The 24,089-nt window shown below is 61.9% G+C and carries 23 protein-coding genes; 11 read left to right on the top strand and 12 right to left on the bottom strand.

What is annotated here, in order from left to right; all coding sequences use genetic code 11:
* Positions 1 to 117 precede the first annotated feature (117 nt).
* The 4 genes from ACF8EF_RS13695 (at position 118) to ACF8EF_RS13680 (ending at position 3,789) form a co-directional block, all read left to right on the top strand.
* Positions 118 to 1,494 (top strand): L-serine ammonia-lyase, encoded by a 1,377-nt coding sequence (locus tag ACF8EF_RS13695; RefSeq protein ID WP_176683720.1) that lies wholly within the window; start codon positions 118 to 120, stop codon positions 1,492 to 1,494.
* A gap of 27 nt (positions 1,495 to 1,521) precedes the next feature.
* Positions 1,522 to 2,643: a glycine cleavage system aminomethyltransferase GcvT gene (gene gcvT, locus ACF8EF_RS13690; RefSeq protein WP_176683721.1), complete on the top strand. Its 1,122-nt coding sequence runs from the start codon at positions 1,522 to 1,524 to the stop codon at positions 2,641 to 2,643.
* A gap of 357 nt (positions 2,644 to 3,000) precedes the next feature.
* Complete coding sequence (locus tag ACF8EF_RS13685) at positions 3,001 to 3,210, top strand: cold-shock protein (protein WP_014589840.1); 210 nt, start codon at positions 3,001 to 3,003, stop codon at positions 3,208 to 3,210.
* Between the two features lie 90 nt (positions 3,211 to 3,300).
* Positions 3,301 to 3,789 carry an RDD family protein gene (locus ACF8EF_RS13680; protein WP_003255094.1) on the top strand — a complete coding sequence of 163 codons (489 nt, stop codon included), beginning with the start codon at positions 3,301 to 3,303 and terminating at the stop codon, positions 3,787 to 3,789.
* 148 nt (positions 3,790 to 3,937) lie between these two features.
* Here the strand turns inward: ACF8EF_RS13680 and lptG are convergent, their stop codons facing one another.
* Both lptG and lptF read right to left on the bottom strand, forming a co-directional pair.
* Complete coding sequence (gene lptG, locus ACF8EF_RS13675) at positions 3,938 to 4,999, bottom strand: LPS export ABC transporter permease LptG (RefSeq protein ID WP_176683723.1); 1,062 nt, start codon at positions 4,997 to 4,999, stop codon at positions 3,938 to 3,940.
* Complete coding sequence (gene lptF, locus ACF8EF_RS13670; protein ID WP_004575655.1) at positions 4,992 to 6,107, bottom strand: LPS export ABC transporter permease LptF; 1,116 nt, start codon at positions 6,105 to 6,107, stop codon at positions 4,992 to 4,994. The genes lptG and lptF overlap by 8 nt, the downstream gene beginning before the upstream one ends.
* A 301-nt stretch (positions 6,108 to 6,408) precedes the next feature.
* Here lptF and ACF8EF_RS13665 point away from each other — a divergent pair, with 301 nt between their 5' ends.
* From ACF8EF_RS13665 to rlmF, 5 genes are all read left to right on the top strand, one after another.
* A complete protein-coding gene (locus ACF8EF_RS13665) occupies positions 6,409 to 7,902 on the top strand; it encodes a leucyl aminopeptidase (protein ID WP_209967817.1) in 1,494 nt (497 codons plus the stop codon).
* A gap of 50 nt (positions 7,903 to 7,952) precedes the next feature.
* On the top strand, positions 7,953 to 8,381 hold the full coding sequence (locus tag ACF8EF_RS13660) for a DNA polymerase III subunit chi (protein ID WP_176683725.1): 429 nt from the start codon (positions 7,953 to 7,955) through the stop codon (positions 8,379 to 8,381).
* Between the two features lie 5 nt (positions 8,382 to 8,386).
* Complete coding sequence (locus tag ACF8EF_RS13655) at positions 8,387 to 8,752, top strand: DNA polymerase III subunit chi (protein ID WP_209967819.1); 366 nt, start codon at positions 8,387 to 8,389, stop codon at positions 8,750 to 8,752.
* 180 nt (positions 8,753 to 8,932) lie between these two features.
* Positions 8,933 to 11,779 carry a valine--tRNA ligase gene (locus tag ACF8EF_RS13650; RefSeq protein ID WP_176683727.1) on the top strand — a complete coding sequence of 949 codons (2,847 nt, stop codon included), beginning with the start codon at positions 8,933 to 8,935 and terminating at the stop codon, positions 11,777 to 11,779.
* A 178-nt stretch (positions 11,780 to 11,957) separates the two neighbouring features.
* Positions 11,958 to 12,911: a 23S rRNA (adenine(1618)-N(6))-methyltransferase RlmF gene (rlmF, locus tag ACF8EF_RS13645; RefSeq protein WP_176683728.1), complete on the top strand. Its 954-nt coding sequence runs from the start codon at positions 11,958 to 11,960 to the stop codon at positions 12,909 to 12,911.
* Positions 12,912 to 12,958: 47 nt separating this feature from the next.
* Here rlmF and ACF8EF_RS13640 read toward each other — a convergent pair whose 3' ends face one another.
* Positions 12,959 to 13,240, bottom strand: coding sequence for an HU family DNA-binding protein (locus ACF8EF_RS13640; protein WP_003255106.1), 282 nt, complete (start codon positions 13,238 to 13,240; stop codon positions 12,959 to 12,961).
* Positions 13,241 to 13,610: 370 nt separating this feature from the next.
* Between ACF8EF_RS13640 and yejK the strand changes: the two genes are divergently transcribed.
* Entirely contained in the window at positions 13,611 to 14,618 is a 1,008-nt protein-coding gene (yejK, locus tag ACF8EF_RS13635) for a nucleoid-associated protein YejK (RefSeq protein ID WP_021781869.1), read from the top strand.
* Here yejK and ACF8EF_RS13630 read toward each other — a convergent pair.
* The 4 genes from ACF8EF_RS13630 to ACF8EF_RS13615 all read right to left on the bottom strand — a co-directional run bounded on the left by ACF8EF_RS13630 (position 14,566) and on the right by ACF8EF_RS13615 (position 17,428).
* Positions 14,566 to 14,907 carry a GIY-YIG nuclease family protein gene (locus ACF8EF_RS13630; RefSeq protein ID WP_176683729.1) on the bottom strand — a complete coding sequence of 114 codons (342 nt, stop codon included), beginning with the start codon at positions 14,905 to 14,907 and terminating at the stop codon, positions 14,566 to 14,568. The two genes, yejK and ACF8EF_RS13630, sit on opposite strands and share 53 nt — an antisense overlap.
* Positions 14,900 to 15,376, bottom strand: a complete 477-nt coding sequence (locus ACF8EF_RS13625; RefSeq protein WP_392461953.1) for a nuclear transport factor 2 family protein — start codon at positions 15,374 to 15,376, stop codon at positions 14,900 to 14,902. The genes ACF8EF_RS13630 and ACF8EF_RS13625 overlap by 8 nt, the downstream gene beginning before the upstream one ends.
* 107 nt (positions 15,377 to 15,483) lie before the next feature.
* Entirely contained in the window at positions 15,484 to 16,764 is a 1,281-nt protein-coding gene (locus ACF8EF_RS13620; protein WP_392461952.1) for a CynX/NimT family MFS transporter, read from the bottom strand.
* A 13-nt stretch (positions 16,765 to 16,777) separates the two neighbouring features.
* Positions 16,778 to 17,428, bottom strand: a complete 651-nt coding sequence (locus ACF8EF_RS13615) for a FadR/GntR family transcriptional regulator (protein WP_176683732.1) — start codon at positions 17,426 to 17,428, stop codon at positions 16,778 to 16,780.
* Positions 17,429 to 17,567: 139 nt separating this feature from the next.
* Here ACF8EF_RS13615 and ACF8EF_RS13610 point away from each other — a divergent pair, with 139 nt between their 5' ends.
* Positions 17,568 to 18,752, top strand: a complete 1,185-nt coding sequence (locus ACF8EF_RS13610; protein ID WP_392461951.1) for an alkaline phosphatase family protein — start codon at positions 17,568 to 17,570, stop codon at positions 18,750 to 18,752.
* A gap of 407 nt (positions 18,753 to 19,159) precedes the next feature.
* On the opposite strand, the gene hisC is transcribed toward ACF8EF_RS13610, so the two are convergent.
* The 5 genes from hisC to ACF8EF_RS13585 form a co-directional block, all read right to left on the bottom strand.
* Complete coding sequence (gene hisC / locus ACF8EF_RS13605; protein WP_176683734.1) at positions 19,160 to 20,206, bottom strand: histidinol-phosphate transaminase; 1,047 nt, start codon at positions 20,204 to 20,206, stop codon at positions 19,160 to 19,162.
* 2 nt (positions 20,207 to 20,208) lie between these two features.
* Entirely contained in the window at positions 20,209 to 21,534 is a 1,326-nt protein-coding gene (hisD, locus tag ACF8EF_RS13600; protein ID WP_176683735.1) for a histidinol dehydrogenase, read from the bottom strand.
* Between the two features lie 294 nt (positions 21,535 to 21,828).
* Positions 21,829 to 22,464 carry an ATP phosphoribosyltransferase gene (gene hisG / locus ACF8EF_RS13595; RefSeq protein ID WP_176683736.1) on the bottom strand — a complete coding sequence of 212 codons (636 nt, stop codon included), beginning with the start codon at positions 22,462 to 22,464 and terminating at the stop codon, positions 21,829 to 21,831.
* A 91-nt stretch (positions 22,465 to 22,555) separates the two neighbouring features.
* Positions 22,556 to 23,821: a UDP-N-acetylglucosamine 1-carboxyvinyltransferase gene (gene murA / locus ACF8EF_RS13590; protein WP_176683737.1), complete on the bottom strand. Its 1,266-nt coding sequence runs from the start codon at positions 23,819 to 23,821 to the stop codon at positions 22,556 to 22,558.
* Positions 23,822 to 23,844: 23 nt separating this feature from the next.
* On the bottom strand, positions 23,845 to 24,084 hold the full coding sequence (locus ACF8EF_RS13585) for a BolA family protein (RefSeq protein ID WP_003255121.1): 240 nt from the start codon (positions 24,082 to 24,084) through the stop codon (positions 23,845 to 23,847).
* Positions 24,085 to 24,089: the final 5 nt, after the last annotated feature.

The following is a 24,089-nucleotide window of genomic DNA, read 5'->3' as shown; positions in this document are numbered from 1 at the left end:
GCTCTGTGTAGGAGCGGGTTTACCCGCGAATGCGATGGTGGCTGTACCGCCGCATTCGCGGGTAAACCCGCTCCTACAGGGCTCAACGTCCGCCCAACAACCTGGCAGGAGGTCCACATGTCACTGAGCGTCTTCGACCTGTTCAAGATCGGCATCGGTCCCTCCAGCTCCCACACGGTCGGCCCGATGCGTGCCGCTGCGCGCTTTGCCGAAGGGCTGCGCCGTGATGGCTTGCTTGCCGGCACCGCCAGCGTCAGGGCCGAGCTGTATGGCTCATTGGGCGCCACAGGCAAAGGCCACGGCAGTGACAAAGCCGTGCTGCTGGGCCTTGAAGGCGAACACCCGGACATTATCGACACCGACAGCATTCCCGCCCGCCTGCAGGTCATCCGCGACAGCGGACGCATCAACCTGCTGGGCGAGCACAGCATTGCGTTCATCGAAAAGCAGCACCTGGCGATGATCCGCAAGCCGTTGGACTACCACCCCAATGGCATGATCTTCCGCGCATTCGACGACGCAGGCCTGCAAATCCGAAGCCGCGAGTACTACTCGGTAGGCGGTGGTTTCGTGGTCGACGAGGACGCTGCCGGCCACGACCGCATCGTCGAGGACACTACGGTGCTGGCCTATCCGTTCAAGACCGCCAAGGAGCTGCTCGGCCACTGCACCGCACATGACCTGTCGGTGAGCCAGGTCATGCTGGCCAACGAGACCGCCTGGCGTCCGGAAGCAGAAACCCGAGCCGGGCTGCTGCGCATCTGGCAGGTGATGCAAGATTGCGTCACAGCAGGTTGTCAGCATGAGGGCATATTACCGGGAGGGCTCAAGGTCAAACGCCGCGCGCCGGCCCTGTACCGCCAACTGAGCGGCCACCCGGAAGCCAGCCTGCGTGACGCCCTGTCAGTGCTCGACTGGGTCAACCTCTACGCCTTGGCGGTGAACGAGGAAAACGCCTACGGCGGTCGTGTGGTTACCGCCCCAACCAACGGCGCAGCGGGCATCGTCCCGGCAGTCCTTCACTACTACATGCGCTTCGTGCCGGGTGCCAGCGAGGACGGGGTGGTGCGCTTTCTGCTCACCGCTGCAGCCATCGGCATCCTGTACAAGGAAAACGCCTCCATCTCCGGCGCCGAAGTGGGCTGCCAGGGCGAGGTCGGCGTGGCCTGCTCGATGGCCGCCGGGGCGCTGTGCGAAGTGATGGGCGGCAGCGTGCAGCAGGTGGAGAACGCCGCCGAAATAGGCATGGAACACAACCTGGGCCTGACCTGCGACCCGATCGGCGGCCTCGTACAGGTGCCCTGTATCGAGCGCAATGCCATGGGCTCGGTGAAGGCCATCAACGCGGTACGCATGGCCCTGCGCGGCGACGGGCAGCACTACGTGTCGCTGGACAAGGTCATCCGCACCATGCGCCAGACCGGCGCCGACATGAAAAGCAAATATAAAGAGACCGCCCGTGGCGGCCTGGCCGTCAACATCATCGAATGTTGACCCGACAATGACAGCAAGGAGTCATCGATGTCCGAAACACTGCTCAAGACCCCACTGCACGCTCTGCACCTGGAACTGGGTGCGCGCATGGTGCCGTTCGCCGGCTACGACATGCCGGTGCAGTACCCGCTGGGCGTGCTCAAGGAACACTTGCACACCCGCGAGCAGGCCGGCCTGTTCGACGTCTCGCACATGGGCCAGATCATTCTGCGTGGCGCTGACGCTGCCAAGGCGCTGGAAAGCCTGGTACCGGTGGATATCATCGACCTGCCGGTGGGCATGCAGCGCTATGCCATGTTCACCAATGAGCAAGGCGGCATTCTCGACGACCTGATGGTTGCCAACCTGGGCGACGATGCCCTGTTCCTGGTAGTCAACGCCGCCTGCAAGGAGCAGGACCTGGCTCACTTGCAAACGCACATCGGCAGCCGTTGCGAGGTGCAGCCGCTGTTCGAGGACCGTGCCCTGCTCGCCCTGCAAGGCCCGGCTGCAGTCAACGTGCTGGAACGTCTGGCTCCAGAAGTGGCCGGCATGACCTTCATGCAGTTCCGCCGGGTAAAGCTGCTGGACGTGGACTGTTTCGTCAGCCGCTCGGGTTACACCGGCGAAGATGGCTACGAGATCTCGGTACCGGTGAGCGCTGCCGACGCCTTGGCCCGCCGCCTGCTGGCCGAACCGGAAGTACAGCCGATCGGCTTGGGCGCACGCGACTCGCTGCGTCTGGAAGCCGGCCTATGCCTGTATGGCCACGACATGAACGGCGAGACTACGCCGATCGAAGCCAGCCTGCTGTGGGCGATTTCCAAGGTGCGCCGTGCCGAGGGTGCACGTGCTGCCGGCTTCCCTGGTGCCGAGGCGATCTTCGCCCATCTGCGCGATGGTGTGGCGCGCAAACGTGTTGGCCTGTTGCCACAGGAGCGTACGCCTGTTCGTGAAGGTGCGGACATTGTCGACGCAAACGATAAACCGGTAGGTAAAGTATGCAGTGGGGGCTTTGGCCCGACACTCGCTGCACCTGTCGCAATGGGTTATATCGATAGTGAACATGCTGCACTCGACACTGCACTGTTTGCCGTGGTGCGTGGAAAGAAGGTGGCCTTGAAAGTCAGCAAAATGCCTTTCGTGACACCACGTTACTACCGTGGCTGAAACGGCTTTGTGAAGGTTTTGGGCAGCGTCGACATATTCGTTTTCGAACCTGCCCAATAACTTTTGAACATGGCGCCAGGCCAGGCGCCATGCCGTTTCCGACAAATCGGTCGGTTATTGGCAAACGGCCAGTTTTCCATACGACCAAGGGCTTGTTTTTCGCTCGGCAGTTGGCGTAGAGTCACTGCACTGTGTTTGCATGGGTCGCAACAGTTCGTGACCTGGGCCAGTAGCCGAGATTTGCTACAACCCGTTCGACGTCTCTTACTTCCTGCAACCCAGCCCAGTAATCTTTCGCTTACAAAAAAGTGCGAAAGAAACTGTCATCAAAATTTAAGTTTCATAGGAAATAAGACAATGGCTGAGCGTCAGAAGGGTACCGTCAAGTGGTTCAATGACGAAAAAGGTTACGGCTTCATCACCCCAGAAAGCGGTCCGGATCTCTTCGTGCACTTCCGCGCTATCGAAGGCAACGGCTTCAAGAGCCTGAAAGAAGGCCAGCAAGTAACCTTCGAAGCAGTCCAGGGCCAGAAAGGCATGCAGGCTGACAAGGTTCAACCTGTCTGAATCCAGCACCAGACTTTGAAAAGCCCCTGCCAAGTGCAGGGGCTTTTTTTTGCCCGTAGAATAGTAGGCTCGTCTTTCGGAGCGTCCTGCATGTCAAAGCCTCTACTCACACCCCAGGGGGATTTTCCGCCGGTCGGCCTGGGCCGGCGCCTGGCAGCGATGTTCTATGACTTTTTACTGTGCACCGCGTTGCTGATCGTGACCGCCGGCGCCTACAAGATGATTCAGATGTCGATCATCGGTGAAGCACGCATGCGCGAGCTGACCGAGGCTGGCGCACTGGATGGCGACCCACTGCTGTCTACGGTATTGCTGTTTGCCCTGTTCGGCTTCTTTGCCAAGTTCTGGACCCACGGTGGGCAGACGCTCGGTATGCAGGTATGGGGCGTTCGGGTGCAGAATGCCGATGGTTCGGCCATCAGCCTGTGGCAGGCGCTATTGCGGTTCGTCGTATCGATCGCCTCGTGGCTGTGCCTGGGGCTGGGTTTTTTCTGGGTGCTGATCGACAAGCGCAAGCGCGGTTGGCATGACATCTATTCGGAAAGCCAGCTGGTGCGGGTGCCTAAACAGAAGAAATAAGCCAGAGGATTGGCGTTGCCGGTTCGGGCCCTTTCTTGATGCTTGCGCGGTACCTGTAGGAGCGGGTTTACCCGCGAAGAGGCCGGAATAGATCAACACCCATGAAAAAGCCGACCCTGAGGTCGGCTTTCTTGTGTACCTCAGGCTATTACCCTGCCCGGCGCAACAACCACAGGCCGGCCAAGGCACAGATGCCCCCCGGTATCACTACCGCCAGCAGCGGCGGGAAGCCGAATACCTGGCTCGAAGGCCCGAGCAGGTCCTGGCCAATGCGAAACACGAAGCCCACCAGTACACCCGTGAACACACGCTGACCAAGGGTTACCGAACGCAGCGGGCCAAAGATGAACGAGATCGCCATCAGCACCAGGGCCGCCGTAACCATCGGCTGCAGCACCTTATTCCAGAACGCCAGCCAGTAACGGGAGTTGTTCAGGCCCTGGTCAGACAGGTAGTGGATGTAGTCCCACAACCCGGTAATCGAAAGCGACTCCGGCGCGAGGATCACGGTATTGAGCAGTTCTGGCGTGAGCGAAACATCCCAGCGTTCCTCCGGCGCGCTGACCACCTCGGTGTGGTCGCCACGGAAGTAGGTGGTACGCACATCAGCGAGCAGCCAGTGGTCGTTCTGGTACTGCGCACGGCGGGCAAAGCTCGAGGTGACGATCTTGCGCTCGCTGTCGAAGCGGTAGCGGGTCACGCCCAGCAGCAGGCCATTGGGCTGCACGGCGTTGATGTGCACATACTCCTCGCCCTGGCGGTGCCACATACCGCGCTTGGAACTTTGTGCTTCACCACCACCTTGGGCCAGGGAACGGTCGGCCTGGGCCTTGTTCTCGGTCACCGGAGCCACATATTCGCCAATCAGCAGACCAACCAGCATCAGCACCAGCATCGGTTTCATCACCGCCCAGACGATACGGCCGATGGACACGCCAGCCGCACGCATGATGGTCAGCTCGCTGCTGCTGGCCAGACTGCCAAGACCGATCAGGCAACCGATCAAGGCGGCCATTGGCAGCATTTCATACAGCCGCCGAGGTGCGGTAAGCAGGACATAGTTGCCCGCTTCCATCAACGTGTAGGTGTCACTCAGGTCGCCCATCTCATCGATGAAGGCGAAAAGCGAAGCCAGGCCGAGGATGATCCCCAGCACAGCCAGAATGGCCAGCAGCACGCTCTGGCCGATGTAGCGATCGAGCTTAGCCATGGGCCACCTCCGCACGGCGGGCGGCGCGTTTGAGGCGCAGCGGCTCCCAGTACATCAGGCCAAGGCCGATCAGCAGGAACAGGCCGTGGACCCACCACATGCCCAAGGCAATCGGCAGCTTGCCCTTCTCGAGGGCGCCGCGTACGGAAATCAGCATTGTCAGGTAGGCCATGTACAGAAGAATTGCCGGCAGCAGCTTGAGGAAGCGGCCCTGGCGCGGGTTGACCCGCGACAGCGGCACCGCCAGCAGGGTGACGACGAACACCAGGATCGGCAGCGACAGCCGCCATTGCAGCTCGGCACGCTCACGCAGGCCCTCCTTGCCGATCAGTTCGGAAGTGGGAAGCGCTTCGCGCTCGGTCACTTCCTCGGCGACTTCCGGCTTGGGCAGCAGCACGCCGTAGGTGTCATATTTGATGGCGCGGTAGTCGGCCTGGCCCGGGTTGCCGTCGTAGCGGTAACCGTTCTCCAGGACCAGGTAGCGGTTGCCGTCGGCCTGGATTTCCTGGTGGCCCTTCTCGGCGACCAGCACCGACGGGGCGCGGTCCTTGGTCTTGTCCTGGTTGAAGCGCTTCTCGGAGATGAACACCCCGCCCAGGTTGATACGGTCATCCGACAATTGCTCGGTATAGGTTACCCGCGAACCATCACGCAAGGTCTGGAAGCGGCCTGGCACCAAGGTGTCGAACTCGGTCAGGGCGTCCTGCTGGCTGATGATCTGCTGCACCTGGGCCACGCCCAGCGGGGCCAGGCTCAGGCTCAGCCAGGCCACCAGCAGGGCAACCAGGGCAGCCGGTGCCATGGTCATGCCCAGCAGGCGCTGCTGGCTCATGCCCGTGGCCGACAGTACGGTCATCTCGCTTTCCAGGTACAGGCGCCCGTAAGCCAGGAGGATGCCGAGGAACAGCCCCAGAGGCAGGATCAGTTGCAGGAAGCCTGGCAAGCGGAAGCCCATGATCAGGAACAACACGCCCGGGTCGAGCACGCCCTGGGCAGCCTGGGCCAGGTACTTGATGAAGCGCCCGCTCATGATGATCACCAACAGCACAGCGCTGACGGCGCTCAAGGTGACCAGGACCTCGCGGGACAGATAACGAAAGACGATCAAACCAGACACTCCTGGGTTGTCAGGGCGGACAGCCATGCAATGGCGCCAAACAATGACTTAGTACATCCAAGACCAATGCCGGTTCGCCAAAGGCGAACCTCCATGTAAAGTGCGCGCATTATCCTGTGATTGACCGCCCCTGTCACTTGGCCGCGTACGAAGGCGCACATCGGGGTTGTCAGCACGCTTGCCACAGGCTCAAACTGGCAGCTTTTCCGCTGGTGCGCGACGACGCGGCCAGGCCCGTCCAGAGCGCTGGAACACACAGCGCCATTCGTATCGATCATTCGGGGATCCTGTCATGGAACTGGTTGTAAAAAGCGTAGCTGCTGCATCCGTAAAAACCGCCACCCTGGTCCTTCCGGTAGGGGAAAACCGCAAGCTCGGCGCTGTTGCCAAGGCTGCCGACCAGGCCTGCGAAGGGGCCATCAGCGCCGTGCTCAAGCGCGGCGACCTGGCCGGCAAGCCGGGCCAGACCCTGCTGCTACAGAACCTCCCGGGCCTGAAGGCCGAGCGCGTGCTGCTGGTAGGTAGCGGCAAGGAAGAAGCCATGGGCGACCGCGCCTGGCGCAAACTGGTGACCAGTGTCGCTGGCGTGCTCAAGGGCCTGAACGGCACTGACGCAGTGCTGGCCCTGGACGATATCGCGGTCAGCAACCGCGACGCCCATTACGGCAAGTACCGCCTGCTGGCCGAAACCCTGCTGGACGGCGAGTATGTGTTCGACCGCTTCAAGAGCCAGAAAGCCGAGCCGCGCGCGCTGAAAAAGGTCACCCTGCTGGCCGACAAAGCCGGCCAGGCCGAAGTCGAGCGCGCGGTCAAGCATGCCAGCGCCATCGCCAGCGGCATGGCCTTCACCCGCGACCTTGGCAACCTGCCGCCTAACCTTTGCCACCCAAGCTTCCTGGCCGAACAGGCCAAAGACCTGGGCAAGGCGCACAAGGCCCTCAAGGTTGAAGTGCTGGACGAGAAAAAGATCAAGGACCTGGGCATGGGCGCGTTCTACGCCGTGGGTCAGGGCAGCGACCAGCCACCACGCCTGATCGTGCTCAATTACCAGGGCGGCAAAAAGGCCGACAAGCCTTTCGTGCTGGTGGGTAAAGGCATTACCTTCGACACCGGCGGCATCAGCCTCAAGCCAGGCGCCGGCATGGACGAAATGAAGTACGACATGTGCGGCGCCGCCAGTGTGTTCGGCACCCTGCATGCAGTGCTCGAACTGCAACTGCCGATCAACCTGGTGTGCCTGCTGGCCTGCGCCGAGAACATGCCAAGCGGCGGTGCTACCCGCCCGGGTGACATCGTCACCACCATGAGTGGCCAGACCGTGGAAATCCTCAACACCGATGCTGAAGGCCGCCTGGTGCTGTGCGACACCCTGACCTACGCCGAGCGCTTCAAACCGCAGGCGGTCATCGACATCGCCACCCTGACCGGCGCCTGCATCGTCGCCCTGGGCAGCCACACCTCCGGCCTGATGGGCAACAACGACGACCTGGTCGGGCAGTTGCTCGATGCCGGCAAGCGCGCCGACGACCGTGCCTGGCAGTTGCCGCTGTTCGATGAATACCAGGAACAACTGGACAGCCCGTTCGCCGACATGGGCAACATTGGTGGGCCGAAGGCCGGTACGATCACCGCTGGCTGCTTCCTGTCGCGCTTCGCCAAAGCCTACAACTGGGCGCACATGGACATCGCCGGTACCGCCTGGGTCAGTGGCGGCAAGGACAAAGGCGCCACTGGCCGCCCGGTACCTCTGCTGACCCAGTACCTGCTGGACCGCGCTGGCGCCTGACGCCGTGAATCCGGTGGTGCCTTGCGCGCCACCGGCCGGCGATTCCCACCATGAGCAAAGTCGACTTCTACATTCTGCCCACCGACTCGCTGTCGGCGCGGCTCGATTTCGCCTGCAAGCTGTGCGAAAAGGCCTGGCGCCTCGGCCACCAGGTCTATCTGCACTGCCAGGATGCAGAACAGCGCAGTGAACTGGACCAACGCTTGTGGCGCTTCAAGGGCGAGGCCTTCGTGCCCCACGACCTGGCCGAGGTGCATGCCGATACTGGCGTGGTTCTGGGCCTGGCCGACGACGCAGGTAAGCACTGTGGTCTGCTGATCAACCTCGGCGCCAGCGTGCCGGGCTTTGTCGGGCAGTTCGAGCGGGTGGCCGAAATCGTCGTTGAAGAGCCCGCTATCCGCCAATCAGCCCGAGAGCGATTCCGTTTCTACCGTGAACAGGGCTATGCTCTGCAAGACCACCGCTTACAGCGACTTTGACGACGATGGACAAGCCCTCCCCTTTGCCCGATTCCGCCCACCTGCTCGATGACCTCGAGTCGATCCGTCAGCTGCTTGGCGACGCCGACCTGCAACCGCCGCTGCTCACCGAGACGGTAGAGCAGATTCCGTTGCTGCTGGACGAAACCGCCAGCGCCCCCGCGGCGCCCGCCGAACCGGTCGCTGCCGAACCCGAGGACGACCCGCAGGCCCGCCGCCAGGACACCCTGCTGCACCTGGAAAGCGAGCTGCGTGCCGCAGCGCAGATGATCATGCAAGACGTGATCAACGACTTCACCCCGCATATCGAGAACGAAATCAAGCGCCGGCTGGATGCGCGGATCGAGCGGCTGATCAAGCGTTCCGAGTAGAACCGGGCAGCGGTGTCGCCTGCTTCGCGGGCAAGCCCGCTCCCACAGGTTCGAAGCCTGCGCTTTGCCCGCGAGGCAGGCGACACTGTTCCGACAGTTGTCAGCAGCTTGTCGCCTGCGGCCCCCAGCTTGGTTATACTTCCCGGCTTTCCCGAATAAATGCACAGGGTCCCGCCGCGCATGGATAAGACCTACCAGCCGCACGCAATCGAAACTTCCTGGTACAACACCTGGGAGTCCGAGAACTATTTCGCTCCACAAGGTGCAGGCGAGTCCTACACCATCATGATCCCGCCGCCGAACGTGACCGGCAGCCTGCACATGGGCCACGGGTTCAACAACGCGATCATGGACGCCCTGATCCGTTTCCGCCGCATGCAAGGCCGCGATACCCTGTGGCAGCCAGGCACCGATCACGCGGGTATCGCCACGCAGATGCTGGTCGAGCGCCAACTTGAAGCCAAAGGCCAGAACCGTCATGACCTGGGCCGCGAAAAGTTCCTGGAAAAGGTCTGGGAATGGAAGGATCAGTCCGGTGGCAACATCAGCCGCCAGATTCGCCGCCTGGGCTCGTCGGTAGACTGGAGCCGCGAGCGCTTTACCATGGACGATGGCCTGTCCGAAGCAGTGAAAGAAGCGTTCGTGCGCCTGCATGAAGACGGCCTTATCTACCGCGGCAAGCGCCTGGTCAACTGGGACACCAAGCTGCACACAGCCATCTCCGACCTCGAAGTGGAAAACCACGACGAGAAAGGCCACCTGTGGAACCTGCGCTACCCGCTGGCCGACGGCGCCAAGACCGCCGAAGGCCAGGACTACCTGGTGGTTGCCACCACGCGTCCGGAAACCCTGCTGGGTGACGCCGCCGTGGCAGTCAACCCGAACGACGAACGCTACCAGGCACTGATCGGCAAATTCGTCGAGCTGCCATTGGTCGGCCGCCGCATCCCGATCATCGCCGATGACTATTGCGACCCCGAGTTCGGTACCGGTTGCGTGAAGATCACCCCGGCCCACGACTTCAACGACTACGAAGTCGGCAAGCGTCACAACCTGCCGCTGCTGAACATCTTCGACAAGAATGCCTTCGTGCTGGCCAACGCCCAGGCCTTCAACCTCGACGGCAGCGTCAACGAGCAGGTCGACACCCAACTGCCGGCCCAGTACGCCAACCTTGACCGCTTTGTCGCGCGCAAGCAGATCGTCGCCGACCTGGACGCCCAGGGCCTGCTGGTCAGCATCGACGACCACGCCCTGAAAGTGCCGAAAGGCGACCGCTCCGGCACGGTCATCGAGCCGTGGCTGACCGACCAGTGGTACGTTTCCACCAAGCCGCTGGCAGAACCTGCCATCGCTGCCGTGGAAGATGGCCGCATCCAGTTCGTGCCCAAGCAATACGAGAACATGTACTTCTCCTGGATGCGTGATATCCAGGACTGGTGCATCAGCCGCCAGCTGTGGTGGGGCCACCGTATTCCGGCGTGGTACGACGAGGCTGGCCAGGTCTACGTCGGCCGCAGCGAGGAAGAAGTACGCACCAAGCACAAGCTGGGCGCCGACGTGGTCCTGCGCCAGGATGACGACGTACTCGACACCTGGTTCAGCTCGGGCCTGTGGACGTTCTCCACCCTGGGCTGGCCGGAACAGACCGAATTCCTCAAGAAGTTCCATTCCACCGACGTGCTGGTGACTGGCTTCGACATCATCTTCTTCTGGGTTGCGCGCATGATCATGCTGACCATGCACCTGATCAAGAACGAAGACGGCACCCCGCAGGTACCGTTCAAGACCGTGTACGTGCACGGCCTGGTACGTGACGGCCAGGGCCAGAAGATGTCCAAGTCCAAGGGTAACGTGCTGGACCCGCTGGACATCGTCGACGGTATCACCCTCGACGCCCTGCTGGAAAAACGCACCAGCGGCATGATGCAGCCCAAGCTTGCCGAGAAGATCGCCAAGCAGACCAAAGCCGAGTTCCCCGAAGGTATTGCCAGCTACGGCACCGACGCCCTGCGCTTCACCTTCTGCTCGCTGGCCTCGACTGGCCGCGACATCAAGTTCGACATGGGCCGCGTCGAAGGCTATCGCAACTTCTGCAACAAGATCTGGAACGCCGCCCGCTACGTGCTGGACAAGGGTGAAGACTGTGGCCAGAACGGCGAAGCCTACGAGCTGTCGCTGGCCGACCGCTGGATCATCTCGCAGCTTCAGCGTACCGAAGCCGAAGTAACCCGCCAGCTGGAGCAGTTCCGCTTCGACCTGGCCAGCCAGGCGCTGTACGAGTTCATCTGGAACCAGTACTGCGACTGGTACCTGGAGCTGTCCAAACCGGTACTGTGGGACGAAAACGCCCCGGTAGAGCGCGCCCGCGGCACTCGCCGCACCCTGGTGCGCGTACTGGAAGTGGCACTGCGTCTTGCGCATCCGTTCATGCCGTTCATCACCGAAGAAATCTGGCAGCGCATCGCGCCGCTGGCCGGCATCGACGGCAAGACCATCATGCTGCAGCCATGGCCAGTGGCCAACGAAGCACGCATTGACGCCGCTGCCGAAGGCGACATCGAGTGGCTGAAAGAGCTGATGGTCGGCCTGCGCAATATCCGCGCCGAAATGAACATCGGCCCCGGCAAGCCGCTGCCGCTGTTCCTGAAGAACGCCAACGCCGACGACCAGCGCCGCCTGCAGGAAAACGAAGCGCTGCTGAAGAAGCTCGCCAAGGTCGAGTCGTTCACCGTACTGGGTGATGCCGACGAAGCGCCGCTGTCGGCCACCGCCCTGGTAGGTGACCTGCAAGTGCTGGTGCCAATGGCCGGGCTGATCGACAAGGATGCCGAGCTGGCGCGCCTGAACAAGGAAATCCAGCGTCTGCAAGGTGAAGTGCAACGTGTTGGCGGCAAGCTGTCCAACGCAGCCTTCGTCGACAAGGCCCCGCCTGCCGTGATCGAGAAAGAACGCGCCAAGCTGGCCGAGTCTGAACAGGCCCTGGCCAACTTCACCGAGCAGCATGCGCGGATTGCTGCGCTGTAATCACTAGAGAGACCGTTGGGGCCGCTGCGCGGCCCTTTCGCGACACAAGGCCGCTCCCACAGGACGGCGCCAACCTTCAAGGCGCCACCCTCCTGTGGGAGCGGCCTTGTGTCGCGAAAGGGCTGCATAGCAGCCCCAGGTTCTTCAAGCCACCGCTCGTATAGGGCTGGACACTGCCATGACCCCGAACAAGCCCACCCTGCACCCGCGCAACCGCCACCAGGGTCGCTACGACTTCCCCAGCCTGATCAAGGCCCACCCTGATCTGGCCCGTTTCACCATCACCAACCCCCACGGCAAGCCCAGCATCGACTTTGCCAACCCCGAAGCCGTACGCGTGTTCAACCGTGCACTGCTCAAGGCCCAGTACGGCATCCAGCACTGGGACATCCCGGCCGATTACCTGTGCCCGCCCATTCCTGGCCGTGCCGACTACATCCACGTAGCCGCCGACCTGTTGGCCGATGACAATGCCGGCGACGTCCCAAGGGGCGCCCAAGTGCGCGCGCTGGACATCGGCGTGGGGGCCAACTGCATCTATCCACTGCTGGGCCACAGCGACTACCGCTGGCGCTTCCTCGGCTCAGACATCGACCCGGTGGCTCTGGCCTCGGCCAAGGCTATCGTCCAGGCCAATGGCCTGGGCAAAGCCATTTCCCTGCGCCAGCAGGCCAGCCGAGCGCACATCCTCAGCGGCCTGCTGCAGGAGGGCGAACGCTTCGACCTGACACTGTGCAACCCGCCCTTCCATGCCTCACGCGACGAAGCCACCCGCGGCAGCCAGCGCAAATGGAAGAACCTCGGCAAGCAGGACCCCAAACGCAAGCTGCCGGTGCTGAACTTCGGTGGCCAGAACAATGAACTGTGGTGCGAAGGCGGAGAAATCCGCTTTGTCACCCAGCTGGTTGGCGAAAGCGTGCAGTACGCCGAACAGGTGCTGTGGTTCACCAGCCTGGTGTCCAAGGCCAGCAACCTGCCAGGAATCGAAGCCGCACTGAAGAAATCCGGCGCCAAGGCCGTGCGCATCATTGAGATGGGCCAGGGACAGAAACAGAGCCGCATGGTCGCCTGGAGCTTCCATGACGACGCCGCACGCCAGACCTGGCACGCCCAGCGTAAATCACAGGCATGAAAAAACCGCGCCCGGGCAAGCCGGGCGCGGTTTCGTCAAAACAACAATTACTTGTTGATGGCGTCGGTCAGCACTTTGGCTGGAACGAACTTGACGACTTTCTTGGCAGCGATTTCGATGGCAGCGCCAGTCGAAGGGTTGCGGCCGGTACGGGCAGGACGCTCGGAGACTTTCAGCTTGCCGATGCCTGGCAGAGTGATTTCAGCGCCGTTTTCCAGTTGGTCGGCAACGATCTGGCCCAGTTGCTCCAGAGCATTCTTGGCGGTGGCTTTTGGCGCGGCGATCGATTCGGCGATGTCGGCAATCAGTTGGTCTTTGGTCAATGCCATGGTGGTGTTCCTTCCCTATCAAATTCGATGGTTATGCAGCGAACTACGACGTTATCGGGCCAGCCCCTTGAAATGGAGGGCCGCGCCAATCGCGTATGTAGATACGAAAATCGGCGTTTGGTTCGACACGGCGAAAGCGTGCTGCCAGCAATGCGCCACACGAGGGGCGCAAGACCGCGCAAAACTACCACAGGAATGGATAAATATCCGCTTCGCACTTTGATTAAATGCAGGTTTTTCGGGGGTTTCAGCTGAAAAACCACAAAATTGAACAAAAAACGAACAACAGACATATCTGCCAACATACGGCCACTGCATCACCTCAGGTCTAGGTTAAACTTGGCAACTTTTGCAGCTCGCCGAGAATTCCATGCCAATCCGTCATTGCATCGTTCACCTGATCGACAAAAAGCCCGATGGCAGCCCCGCCGTGCTGCATGCTCGTGACTCCGAACTGGCTGCCTCCGATGCCATCGAAAACCTGCTGGCCGACCTCAATGACAGCTACAACGCCAAGCAAGGCAAGGCCTGGGGCTTTTTCCACGGCGAATCGGGGGCCTACCCGCTGAGCGGCTGGCTGAAGCAGTACCTGGATGAAGAAAAGGACTTCACCGCCTTCAGCCGCGTGGCTGTCGAGCACCTGCAGAAGCTGATGGAAGAGTCCAACCTGTCCACCGGCGGCCACATCCTGTTTGCCCACTATCAGCAAGGCATGACCGAGTACCTGGCGATCGCCCTGCTGCACCATAGCGAAGGCGTGGCGGTGAATGCCGAGCTCGACGTGACCCCTTCGCGTCACCTCGACCTTGGCCAGCTGCACCTGGCAGCACGCATCAACCTGTCGGAGTGGAAGAACAACCAGAACTCCAGGCAGTATATTTCGTTCATCAAGGGCAAGAACGGCAAGAAGGTGTCGGACTACTTCCGCGACTTCATCGGCTGCCAGGAGGGCGTCGACGGCCCGGGCGAAACCCGCACCCTGCTCAAGGCCTTCAGCGATTTCGTCGAAAGTGAAGACCTGCCGGAAGAATCTGCCCGCGAAAAGACCCAGACCCTGGTCGAGTACGCCACTACCCAGACCAAGCTGGGCGAGCCGGTGACGCTGGAAGAGCTGTCCAGCCTGATCGACGAGGATCGCCCCAAAGCGTTCTACGATCACATCCGCAACAAGGACTACGGCCTGTCGCCGGAAATTCCTGCTGACAAACGCACACTCAACCAGTTCCGCCGTTTCACCGGGCGTGCAGAGGGGCTGTCGATCAGCTTCGAGGCACATCTGCTGGGGGACAAGGTGGAGTATGACGAAGCGGCGGGGACCTTGATCATCAAGGGGCTGCCAACAACGTTGGTGGATCAGCTGAAGCGCCGCAAGGACTGATATCCCCCAAGCCGCCAAAGGAGGCCACCAGTGCCTCCTTCGCCGACTTGCGCAGCCGTTTCACCAACCGCTCCTGGCGCAGCGCCGCGCTCTTGTCCGGCCACTGCTCCACATAGACCAGTGCCTGGGCCGGGCTGGTCTTGAAATAGCGGGCGCCCTGCCCTTTCTGATGCGCGGCGAACCGACGCTGCGGGTCATCGCTGATGCCGCAATACAACGAGCCATTGGCTGCCCTTACCAGATAAACGAACCAGGGCTTACCAACAGCAGGTTCGACGACTTCACTCACCCTGGGCCTGCTGGAATGCGCGCAACCCCTTGAATGCCCGCAGGCGGACCTTGTTCTGCATCAGCGGCGACCACCCCAGCAGCATTCCAGGAATACCCAACGCTTGCCGCGACCAGCGCCACAGGTCAAAGGTGTCGTCATGCTGGCAAATCAGCCCATCACGAATGACAAAGCGTGCCTGGATATCGTTGACCACAATACGCCCGGTCTGGCTGAACAGGTAGGTAGCCACCCAGTGCGCGCTGCCACTGTGCTCATCTGCGCGTATGCTGTCGAATGTCAGGGTGAAGTCCTTGGCGCGAGTAGTGAGCATCCGCCACATATCGCCTGCGTCCTTGCCGCGCAGGGTGCCGAACACCGGGTCGCTGAAAACGATATCGTTGCTGTAGCAGGCCAGCATGGCGTCGGCATCCAGGCGCTGGAAAGCCTGGTAGAAGCGGGTGATCAGGGCGCGGTTGGCATCGCTCATGGGGGGCTGGTCCGTCCTAGGTTCGAAAACTGCACGATAATCTGCCCCGATGGCTTATGCCAGTACCGTCCTCTTGGCGGGTAAGAGGACGTACTGCAAAACAGGCCTCAGACTTTCTCGCTGGTCACCTTCACATGCAGCGCCCGCCCGGCCCCCAGACCGAACACGATGGCGCCGACGCCCAGCACCGCAAAAATCCAGCCCAGGGCCGCCCAGCCGCCAGTCAGGTCATGCACCAGGCCCACCGCAAATGGCCCCATCGAAGCCAGGGTATAACCCACCCCTTGGGCCATGCTCGACAAGTTCGCCGCCACGTGGGCATCCTTCGAGCGCAGCACGATCAAGGTCAGTGCCAGGGCAAAGGTACCGCCCTGCCCCAGGCCCAGCACAATGGCCCACCCCCACAGTCCGGAAAGTGGCGCATACAGGCAACCGAACAGCCCCGCCAGCGTACCGGACATGACCACCACGATCGCCAGCCGCTGGTCCTTGCCGCGGGTGGCCAGCCAGGGGGCGCTGAGCGAGCTGATCAACTGCACGATTACCGACCCTGACAGCACCAGCCCTGCCTCGGTCGGGCTGAGGCCGCGGCCGATCAGGATCGATGGCAACCAACCGAACACGATGTAAGCCAGTGATGACTGCAGGCCCATGTACAGGGTCACCTGCCAGGCCAATGGATCACGCCACAGGCCTCGCACGCGATAGGCCACCTTGTGCAGACCATGCCCCTGGCGGGCCTGTGGCAGCCACACCAGCATGGCCAGCAAGGCCGGCAGCACCCAGAAGCCCAACCCTAGTGCCCAGCTGCCGTCGAAATGCTGGGCCAAAGGTACGGTGGCACCCGCGGCCATGGCAGCGCCCAGGCATAATGCCATGGTATAGACGCCGGTCAGCGTGCCAGCGTGCTGCGGAAAGTCGCGCTTGACGATACCCGGCAACAACACGCCGATAATGCCGATGCTGGCCCCCGCCATCAGGCTGCCGAGGAACACCCCAATAGCCCCAAAGGTGCTTCGTACCACGAGGCCAAGTGCCAGGGTGACGAGGATGCCAAGAATCACCCGCTCGCTGCCAAAGCGCCGCGCCAGCACCGGCGCCAAGGGAGCAAACAGGCCCAGGCAGAGCACCGGCAAGGTGGTCAGCAATCCAGCCTGCGAAGCATTCAGCCCCAGGCCTTCAGATACTTGGCCCAGCACCGGCGCCATGCTTGACAATGCCGGGCGCAGGTTCAGGGCCACCAGCACCAGGCCCAGCAGCAACAACCAGGGCCGCCGCAGCACCACAGCCTGCTGCTGGACCTGCTCGTCGTCAGCTTCAGCGTCGATCAGCAGCTCATCGAGATCCCGCTCGTCCGACGGGGTATTACGGGTGATGGATTCAGCCATGGCCTTCTCGGTGTCAGGATTCAATGAGGGTACGGCTCAGGCGCTTGGCCCGTTCAGCGTCATGCTGCTCGATGGCGTCGAGGATCTGCCCATGCAAGTCGAACGTAGCCTGGCAGCGCGGAACGGTCGCCATATTGTGTTGCAGAGCGGCAGCCACGACTCCGGAAAAGTAACGGTACAGCTCGCTTAATGCCGGGTTGTGGGCGGCATCGACCAGCCGCTGGTGGAACACCAGGTCGCAGGCCACATAGGCATCGACATCGCCGTGAAAATGCCCGGCACTGCCTTCCAGAGCATCCCGTAGCGCTTGCAGGTCGGCATCGGTACGGCGCAAAGCTGCCAGGCCGACGGCCTCCGCCTCGAGGATATGGCGGGTTTCACGGGCCTGATCGGGCGTACAGCGGGACATCGCATGCACCGCCTGCAGCGGGTCCTGGGCAGTGCGCAGGTAGCTGCCGTCGCCCTGGCGAATTTCCACCAGGCCACTGAACGCCAGCACGCGCATGGCCTCACGCACGGTGTTGCGGCTGATGCCCAGTTGCAAGGCAAGCTCTGGCTCGGTAGGCAGGCGCTGACCGACCTGCCAATCGCCCAGCACGATGCATTCGCGCATGCGCTCTACGGCCAACTCCACCAGGGAGCGCTTGGTCAGCTCTGTATTCATGCCACTCAACCAATCATCCGACGAATTGGTGCAGCTTACTGGATTGCAGGCAAAAACGTAAACCACCTGGTATTTCTGCCAGTTGTGGGCATGCCACTTTGTTGCAACGCTCGTTGCGTGCTTTCAAGGATGCGACCCCATGCGACTGGCAAGTTTGCTGTTATTGCTGTTCCTGGCCCTGCAGCCGGGCTGTGACCCGGCCCGGCACCCGAGCCGCCCTAAAACCTTGCTCATCGGCCTTGACGGCGTGCAATTGCAGCAGTACCTGCAACTGGGCGATGCGACCAACCTGAAACAGCGGCTGCACTACGGCAAGGCTTACGCCGGGGGGATCAATGGTAAAGCCAGCGAGCAACCCACCTTGAGTGGCCCAGGCTGGATCACTTTGCTGACCGGCGTGTGGAGCAACAAGCATGGCGTTGAATCGGACGACGACTCGCAACGGGTAAACCCGGCGTTTCCTAGCCTGTTCAAGCGGCTACGCCTGGCCTACCCCAATGCCTACCTCTCCAGCATCGTCAACTGGTCGCCCATCAACACGGCATTTCTGCTGGAGGACGCCCATGGCGCCGATGTACGCGAAAGTGGTTTGCCAGATGAACAAGTGATTGAACGAACGTTGCAGATCCTCGGCGACACACCCGCTGATTTCACGTTCATTCAATTGGACGAACCTGACCAGATTGGCCATCACAGGGGTTATGGTGAGCGCTATGCGCAGGCGTTGCGCAAGGCCGACAGCGAGATCGGGCGGCTGTTGGACAAGGTAGACCAGCGACGTCGCATGTTCCCACAGGAAGACTGGCTGGTACTCGTCAGTACCAACCATGGCCGGGACTATTGGGGCAAAGGCCATGGTGGTGCTTCGGAGCAGGAAAAGCGTATTTTCATCGCCAGCAACAAGCCGTTGAATGAGGAGCTGACCGAGCTGAGCATTCCCGTGGAGATGCCTGGACCCGGCAACCTGTACGGGCTACCCGCGCAGACCTCAGTAGCGCCTACGGTGCTGCGCCACATGGGCCTCAAGCTGCAGCCGGAATGGCTATTGGACGGCACGCCTTTACTGGGTGATACCGGCGTACGCAAGGCGCGGGCCGACGAAAACAAAGGACGGCTACGCTGGAATAGCAGCGCCAATGGCTATCTGACTATTATCAAGAACGGCCATGTGGTTGCCCAGGTTGCGGCCAGAGACGAGCAATGGACCGATCCGGAAGGGATGGACAAGCAGAACGATTATGTACTGGTGCTTGATGGTACACCGTCGGCGGTGCGCAACAGGCCGGCAGCCAAGCCGTTTTTGATCGAAGACCGCCGCTATTAAGCCCTTGCGAAGCAACTGTTCTGTCGCTTCTCAAGGGCTTGCGCGATCCCCGTAGGAGCGGGTTCACCCGCGAAAGGGCCGGACCTGCTGGCCAATATCCCCGGTCATTCACCGTCGCAGCCGTCACCGTATTCGCGGGTGAACCCGCTCCTACATTGGACGCGCACAGGCTGTTGTAGGAGCGGGTTCACCCGCGAATGGGCCGGGCCTGCTGGCCAATTTCCTCCGGCCGTTCGCCGCTGCCGCCGCTACCGTATTCGCGGGTAAACCCGCTCCTACGATGGACGCGCACAGGCTGTTGTAGGAGCGGGTTCACCCGCGAATGGGCCGGGCCTGCTGGCCAATTTCCACCGACCGTTCGCCGCTGCCGCCGCTACCGTATTCGCGGGTAAACCCGCTCCTACACGTCAGTTCAACGCATCCAGCAGTGCCTGGTTCATTTCCGGCGTACCGATGGTGATCCGCAGGAACTGGGCAATACGCGGCTGCTTGAAGTGGCGCACGATCACGCCCTGCTCGCGCAAGCGTGCCGCCAGCTCGCCAGCATCCTGCTGGGGGTGGCGGGCGAAGATGAAGTTGGCAGCCGACGGCAGCACCTCAAAGCCCTTGGCCTGCAACTGCCCGACCAGTTCCTCGCGGCTGTCTATCACCTTGCGGCAGGTTTCCTCGAAATACTCACGGTCTTCGAACGCCACCGCCGCGCCGACTATAGCTGCACGGTCCAGCGGATAGGAGTTGAAGCTGTTCTTGATCCGCTCCAGCGCTTCGATCAGGTCCGGGTGCCCTACCGCCAGGCCAACTCGCAGACCCGCCAGCGAGCGCGACTTCGACAGCGTCTGGGTAACCAGCAGGTTATCGTAGCGGTCCACCAGGCTGATCGCCGTTTCACCACCGAAATCGATGTAGGCCTCATCCACAACCACCACCGAATCACGGTTGGCCTGCAGCAACTGCTCCACCACCTGCAACGGCATCAGGCAACCGGTCGGCGCGTTGGGGTTGGGGAAGATGATGCCAGCGTTGGGCTTTTTGTAGTCCTCGATGCGGATCTGGAACTGCTCATCCAGCGCCACCTGTTCGAAGGCAATGCCGTACAGCCCGCAGTAGACCGGGTAGAAGCTGTAGCTGATGTCCGGGAACAGCAGGGGCGCATCGTGCTGGAACAGGCCATGGAAGATGTGCGCCAGCACCTCGTCCGAGCCGTTGCCGACAAACACTTGCGCCGGCGTCACGCCGTAGTACTCGGCCACCGCTTGCTTGAGACGGTCACCGTTCGGGTCCGGATACAGGCGCAGGTTATCGTTAAGCTCGCCGCGCATGGCCTCCAGCGCCTTGGGTGACGGGCCATAGGGGTTTTCGTTGGTGTTCAGCTTGACCAGGCGCGCCAGCTTGGGTTGCTCGCCCGGCACGTAAGGCACCAGGCCCTTGACGAAGGGGCTCCAGAATCGACTCATGCTCAGTTCCCCTTGTCTTGGGTCAGGATACGGTATTCGGCACTACGGGCGTGGGCAGTAAGCGACTCGCCACGGGCCAGGACCGAGGCAGTGTGGCCCAGCTCGGACGCGCCCTGCTCGGAGCAGAAGATGATCGACGACCGCTTCTGGAAGTCATACACCCCCAGCGGCGACGAAAAACGCGCGGTACCTGAAGTGGGCAGCACGTGGTTAGGGCCAGCGCAGTAATCGCCCAGCGCTTCGCTGGTGTGGCGGCCCATGAATATCGCGCCAGCGTGGCGAATGTGTGGCAGCCAGGCTTGCGGGTCGGCCACCGACAGCTCCAGGTGCTCCGGTGCGATACGGTTGGCCACTTCCATGGCCTGCTGCATGTCTCGCACCTGGATCAGCGCACCACGGCCATTGATCGACTTCTCGATGATATCGGCACGCTCCATGGTCGGCATCAGCTTGTCGATGCTGGCGGCCACGCGATCGAGGAAGGCGGCATCCGGGCTGACCAGGATGGCCTGGGCGTCTTCGTCGTGCTCGGCCTGGGAGAACAGGTCCATTGCGATCCAGTCCGGGTCGGTCTGGCCGTCGCACACCACGAGAATTTCCGAGGGGCCGGCGATCATGTCGATGCCTACCTGGCCGAACACGTGGCGCTTGGCGGTGGCAACGTAGATGTTGCCCGGGCCGACGATCTTGTCCACCTGCGGCACGCTTTCAGTGCCGTAGGCCAGCGCAGCCACGGCCTGGGCACCGCCGACGGTGAACACCCGGTCGACACCGGCGATGCAGGCAGCCGCCAGCACCAGCTCGTTGACCTCACCCCGCGGGGTCGGTACCACCATCACCACTTCAGCCACGCCGGCAACCTTGGCCGGGATGGCGTTCATCAGCACCGACGACGGGTACGACGCCTTGCCGCCCGGCACATACAGGCCAGCACGGTCCAGCGGGGTGACCTTCTGGCCGAGCACGGTGCCGTCGGCCTCGGTGTACTGCCAGGAATCCTGCTTCTGCCGCTCGTGATAGATGCGCACACGGTTGGCGGCCTTTTCCAGGGCTTCACGCTGGACGGGGGTGATACGGGTCAGCGCCAGTTCCAGGCGCGCGCGATCAAGGATCAGGTCGTCAATCGACTTGGCATCAACGCCATCGAAACGCTGGGTGAATTCCACCAGTGCCGCATCGCCGCGTTCGCGCACGGCCTTGATGATGTCGAGCACGCGCTGATTGACCGCGTCATCGGACACACTTTCCCAGCTCAGCAGATGATCCAGATGTCGGGCGAAATCCGGATCAGCAGCGTTGAGACGGGCAATTGCAGTGGACACGGTCATGGCGAGGGCCTCGTAATAATAGCGAATGCTCAGGCGCCCTAGGGGATTGGGCGAAAAGTGCCTGCGCGACGACCATGCTACGTTAAAAACAGGCTCGGAATGCTCATTTGCAACCAGCAAAGTCGGGCGCGACCCCGGCCGTTCCTCGCCTGTTTTCGTTCTTGCATGATCGCCGCTCGGCGACTTTTCGCACAATCCCAAGCTACCAGTCCATCCGCGCGGGCACCCGAGAAAAATGGCTATGACGCGGATAGACGGGCGCGACAGCGAAGGCCGCGCGCAGCAAGTAGAGCGTTAGCCGCGGTGTCGCGATTCGACCGCTTCGCGCAGCGTCTCGATCAGACTCTGGATACGGGCGTGCTGCATTTTCATGGAGGCTTTGTTGACCACCAGGCGCGAGCTGATCGTGGCGATCAGCTCCTGGGGCTCCAGGCCGTTGGCACGCAGGGTGTTGCCGGTGTCGACCACGTCGATGATCTTGTCGGCAAGGTTGATCAGCGGTGCAAGCTCCATCGAGCCATACAGCTTGATAATGTCGACCTGGCGACCTTGTTCGGCGTAGTAACGCTTGGCTACGTTGACAAACTTGGTGGCCACGCGCAGGCGCCCCTTGGGCTCGGCTGCGCCGACTACGCCCGCGGTCATCAGCTTGCATTGGGCAATCTGCAGGTCCAGGGGCTCATACAGGCCCTGGCCGCCGTACTCCATCAGCACGTCCTTGCCGGCCACACCCAGGTCGGCGGCACCATGCTCGACATAGGTCGGCACGTCGGTGGCACGCACGATCAGCAGACGCACGTCGTCCTGCGTGGTAGGGATGATCAGCTTGCGGCTCTTGTCCGGGTTTTCGGTCGGCACGATGCCAGCCTCGGCCAGCAACGGCAAGGTATCGTCGAGAATACGGCCTTTGGAAAGCGCGATGGTCAACATTGGAACGTCGGTCCTTAAGCGGCTGCTGCCGGCCAGGTCATCGACCTGGCCGCATTCAATTCAAAAGGTGCGTCCTTGCACCCGCGGGGCATTAGCCCGGTACGCGGCGGATTTTCGCGCCGAGCATCTGCAGTTTTTCCTCGATGCACTCGTAACCACGGTCGATGTGGTAGATGCGATCGATCAGGGTATCGCCTTCGGCAACCAGCGCCGACAGCACCAGGCTGGCGGAAGCACGCAGGTCGGTGGCCATGACCGGGGCACCCTTCAGCGCCTTGACGCCAGTGACGATGGCGGTGTTGCCTTCGACCTGGATCTGCGCGCCCATGCGGTGCATTTCGTAAACGTGCATGAAGCGGTTTTCGAAGATGGTCTCGATCACCGCGCCAGTGCCTTCGGCAATGGCATTCAGCGAGATGAACTGCGCCTGCATGTCGGTCGGGAACGCCGGGTACGGGGCGGTACGCAGGTTGACGGCTTTCGGCCGCTTGCCATGCATGTCCAGTTCGATCCAGTCTTCGCCGGTGGTGATGTCGGCACCCGCTTCCTTGAGTTTTTCCAGCACGGCTTCAAGGATGGTAGGGTCGGTGTCCTTGACCTTGACACGGCCACCGGTCACGGCAGCGGCGACCAGGTAGGTACCGGTCTCGATGCGGTCCGGCATCACGCGGTAGTTGGCCGAATCCAGTCGTTCGACACCATCGATGGTGATGGTGTCGGTACCTGCACCTTGAATGTTCCCGCCCATGGCGTTGATGAAGTTGGCCAGGTCGACCACTTCAGGCTCACGCGCGGCGTTCTGCAACACGCTGCGGCCCTTGGCCAAGGCAGCGGCCATCATGATGTTCTCGGTACCGGTCACGCTGACGGTGTCGAAGAAGAAGTGCGCACCGCGCAGGCCACCTTCAGGTGCCTTGGCCTTGATATAGCCGCCTTCCACTTCGATCTTCGCCCCCATGGCCTCAAGACCACGGATATGCAGATCGACCGGGCGCGAGCCGATGGCGCAACCGCCAGGCAGGGCCACTTCGGCCTCACCGAAACGGGCAACCATCGGGCCCAGCACCAGGATCGAGGCGCGCATGGTCTTGACCAGCTCGTACGGCGCGACCAGGGTCTTGATGGTGCGTGGATCGATCTCCACCGACAGCTTTTCGTCGATCACAGGCTCGATGCCCATGCGCCCGAACAGCTCGATCATGGTGGTGATGTCGTGCAGGTGCGGCAGGTTGCCCACGGTGACCGGGCCATCGGCCAGCAGAGTCGCTGCCAGAATCGGCAGGGCTGCGTTCTTCGCCCCCGAAATGCGGATCTCGCCGTCAAGGCGAGCGCCGCCAGTAATAATCAGTTTGTCCATTGGAGTCTCGCCGCCAAGTTGGCTCAGGTGCGCTCAGCCCAGGCTGCGCTGCTGAAAAATTTCATGGTTACCGCATGGATGCTGCCATTGGCGATCCACGGATTCAGGTGAGCATAGATCGCCTGCTGGCGTTTGACCGGACTCAGGCCAGCCAACTCGTCGCTGATCACGTTCAACTGGAAGTTGCAGCCTTCGCCTTCAACTTCGACCCGGGAACCCGGCAATTTCTCTTCAAGGAAGCTTTTAACTTCTACGGCCTGCATGCTCA

It is taken from the genome of Pseudomonas sp. zjy_15 (assembly GCF_043101865.1).
Classification (GTDB): Bacteria; Pseudomonadota; Gammaproteobacteria; order Pseudomonadales; family Pseudomonadaceae; genus Aquipseudomonas; species Aquipseudomonas putida_Y.
Note: the sequence above shows the minus strand (reverse complement) of the source record. Positions and strands in the feature narration are given on the sequence as shown.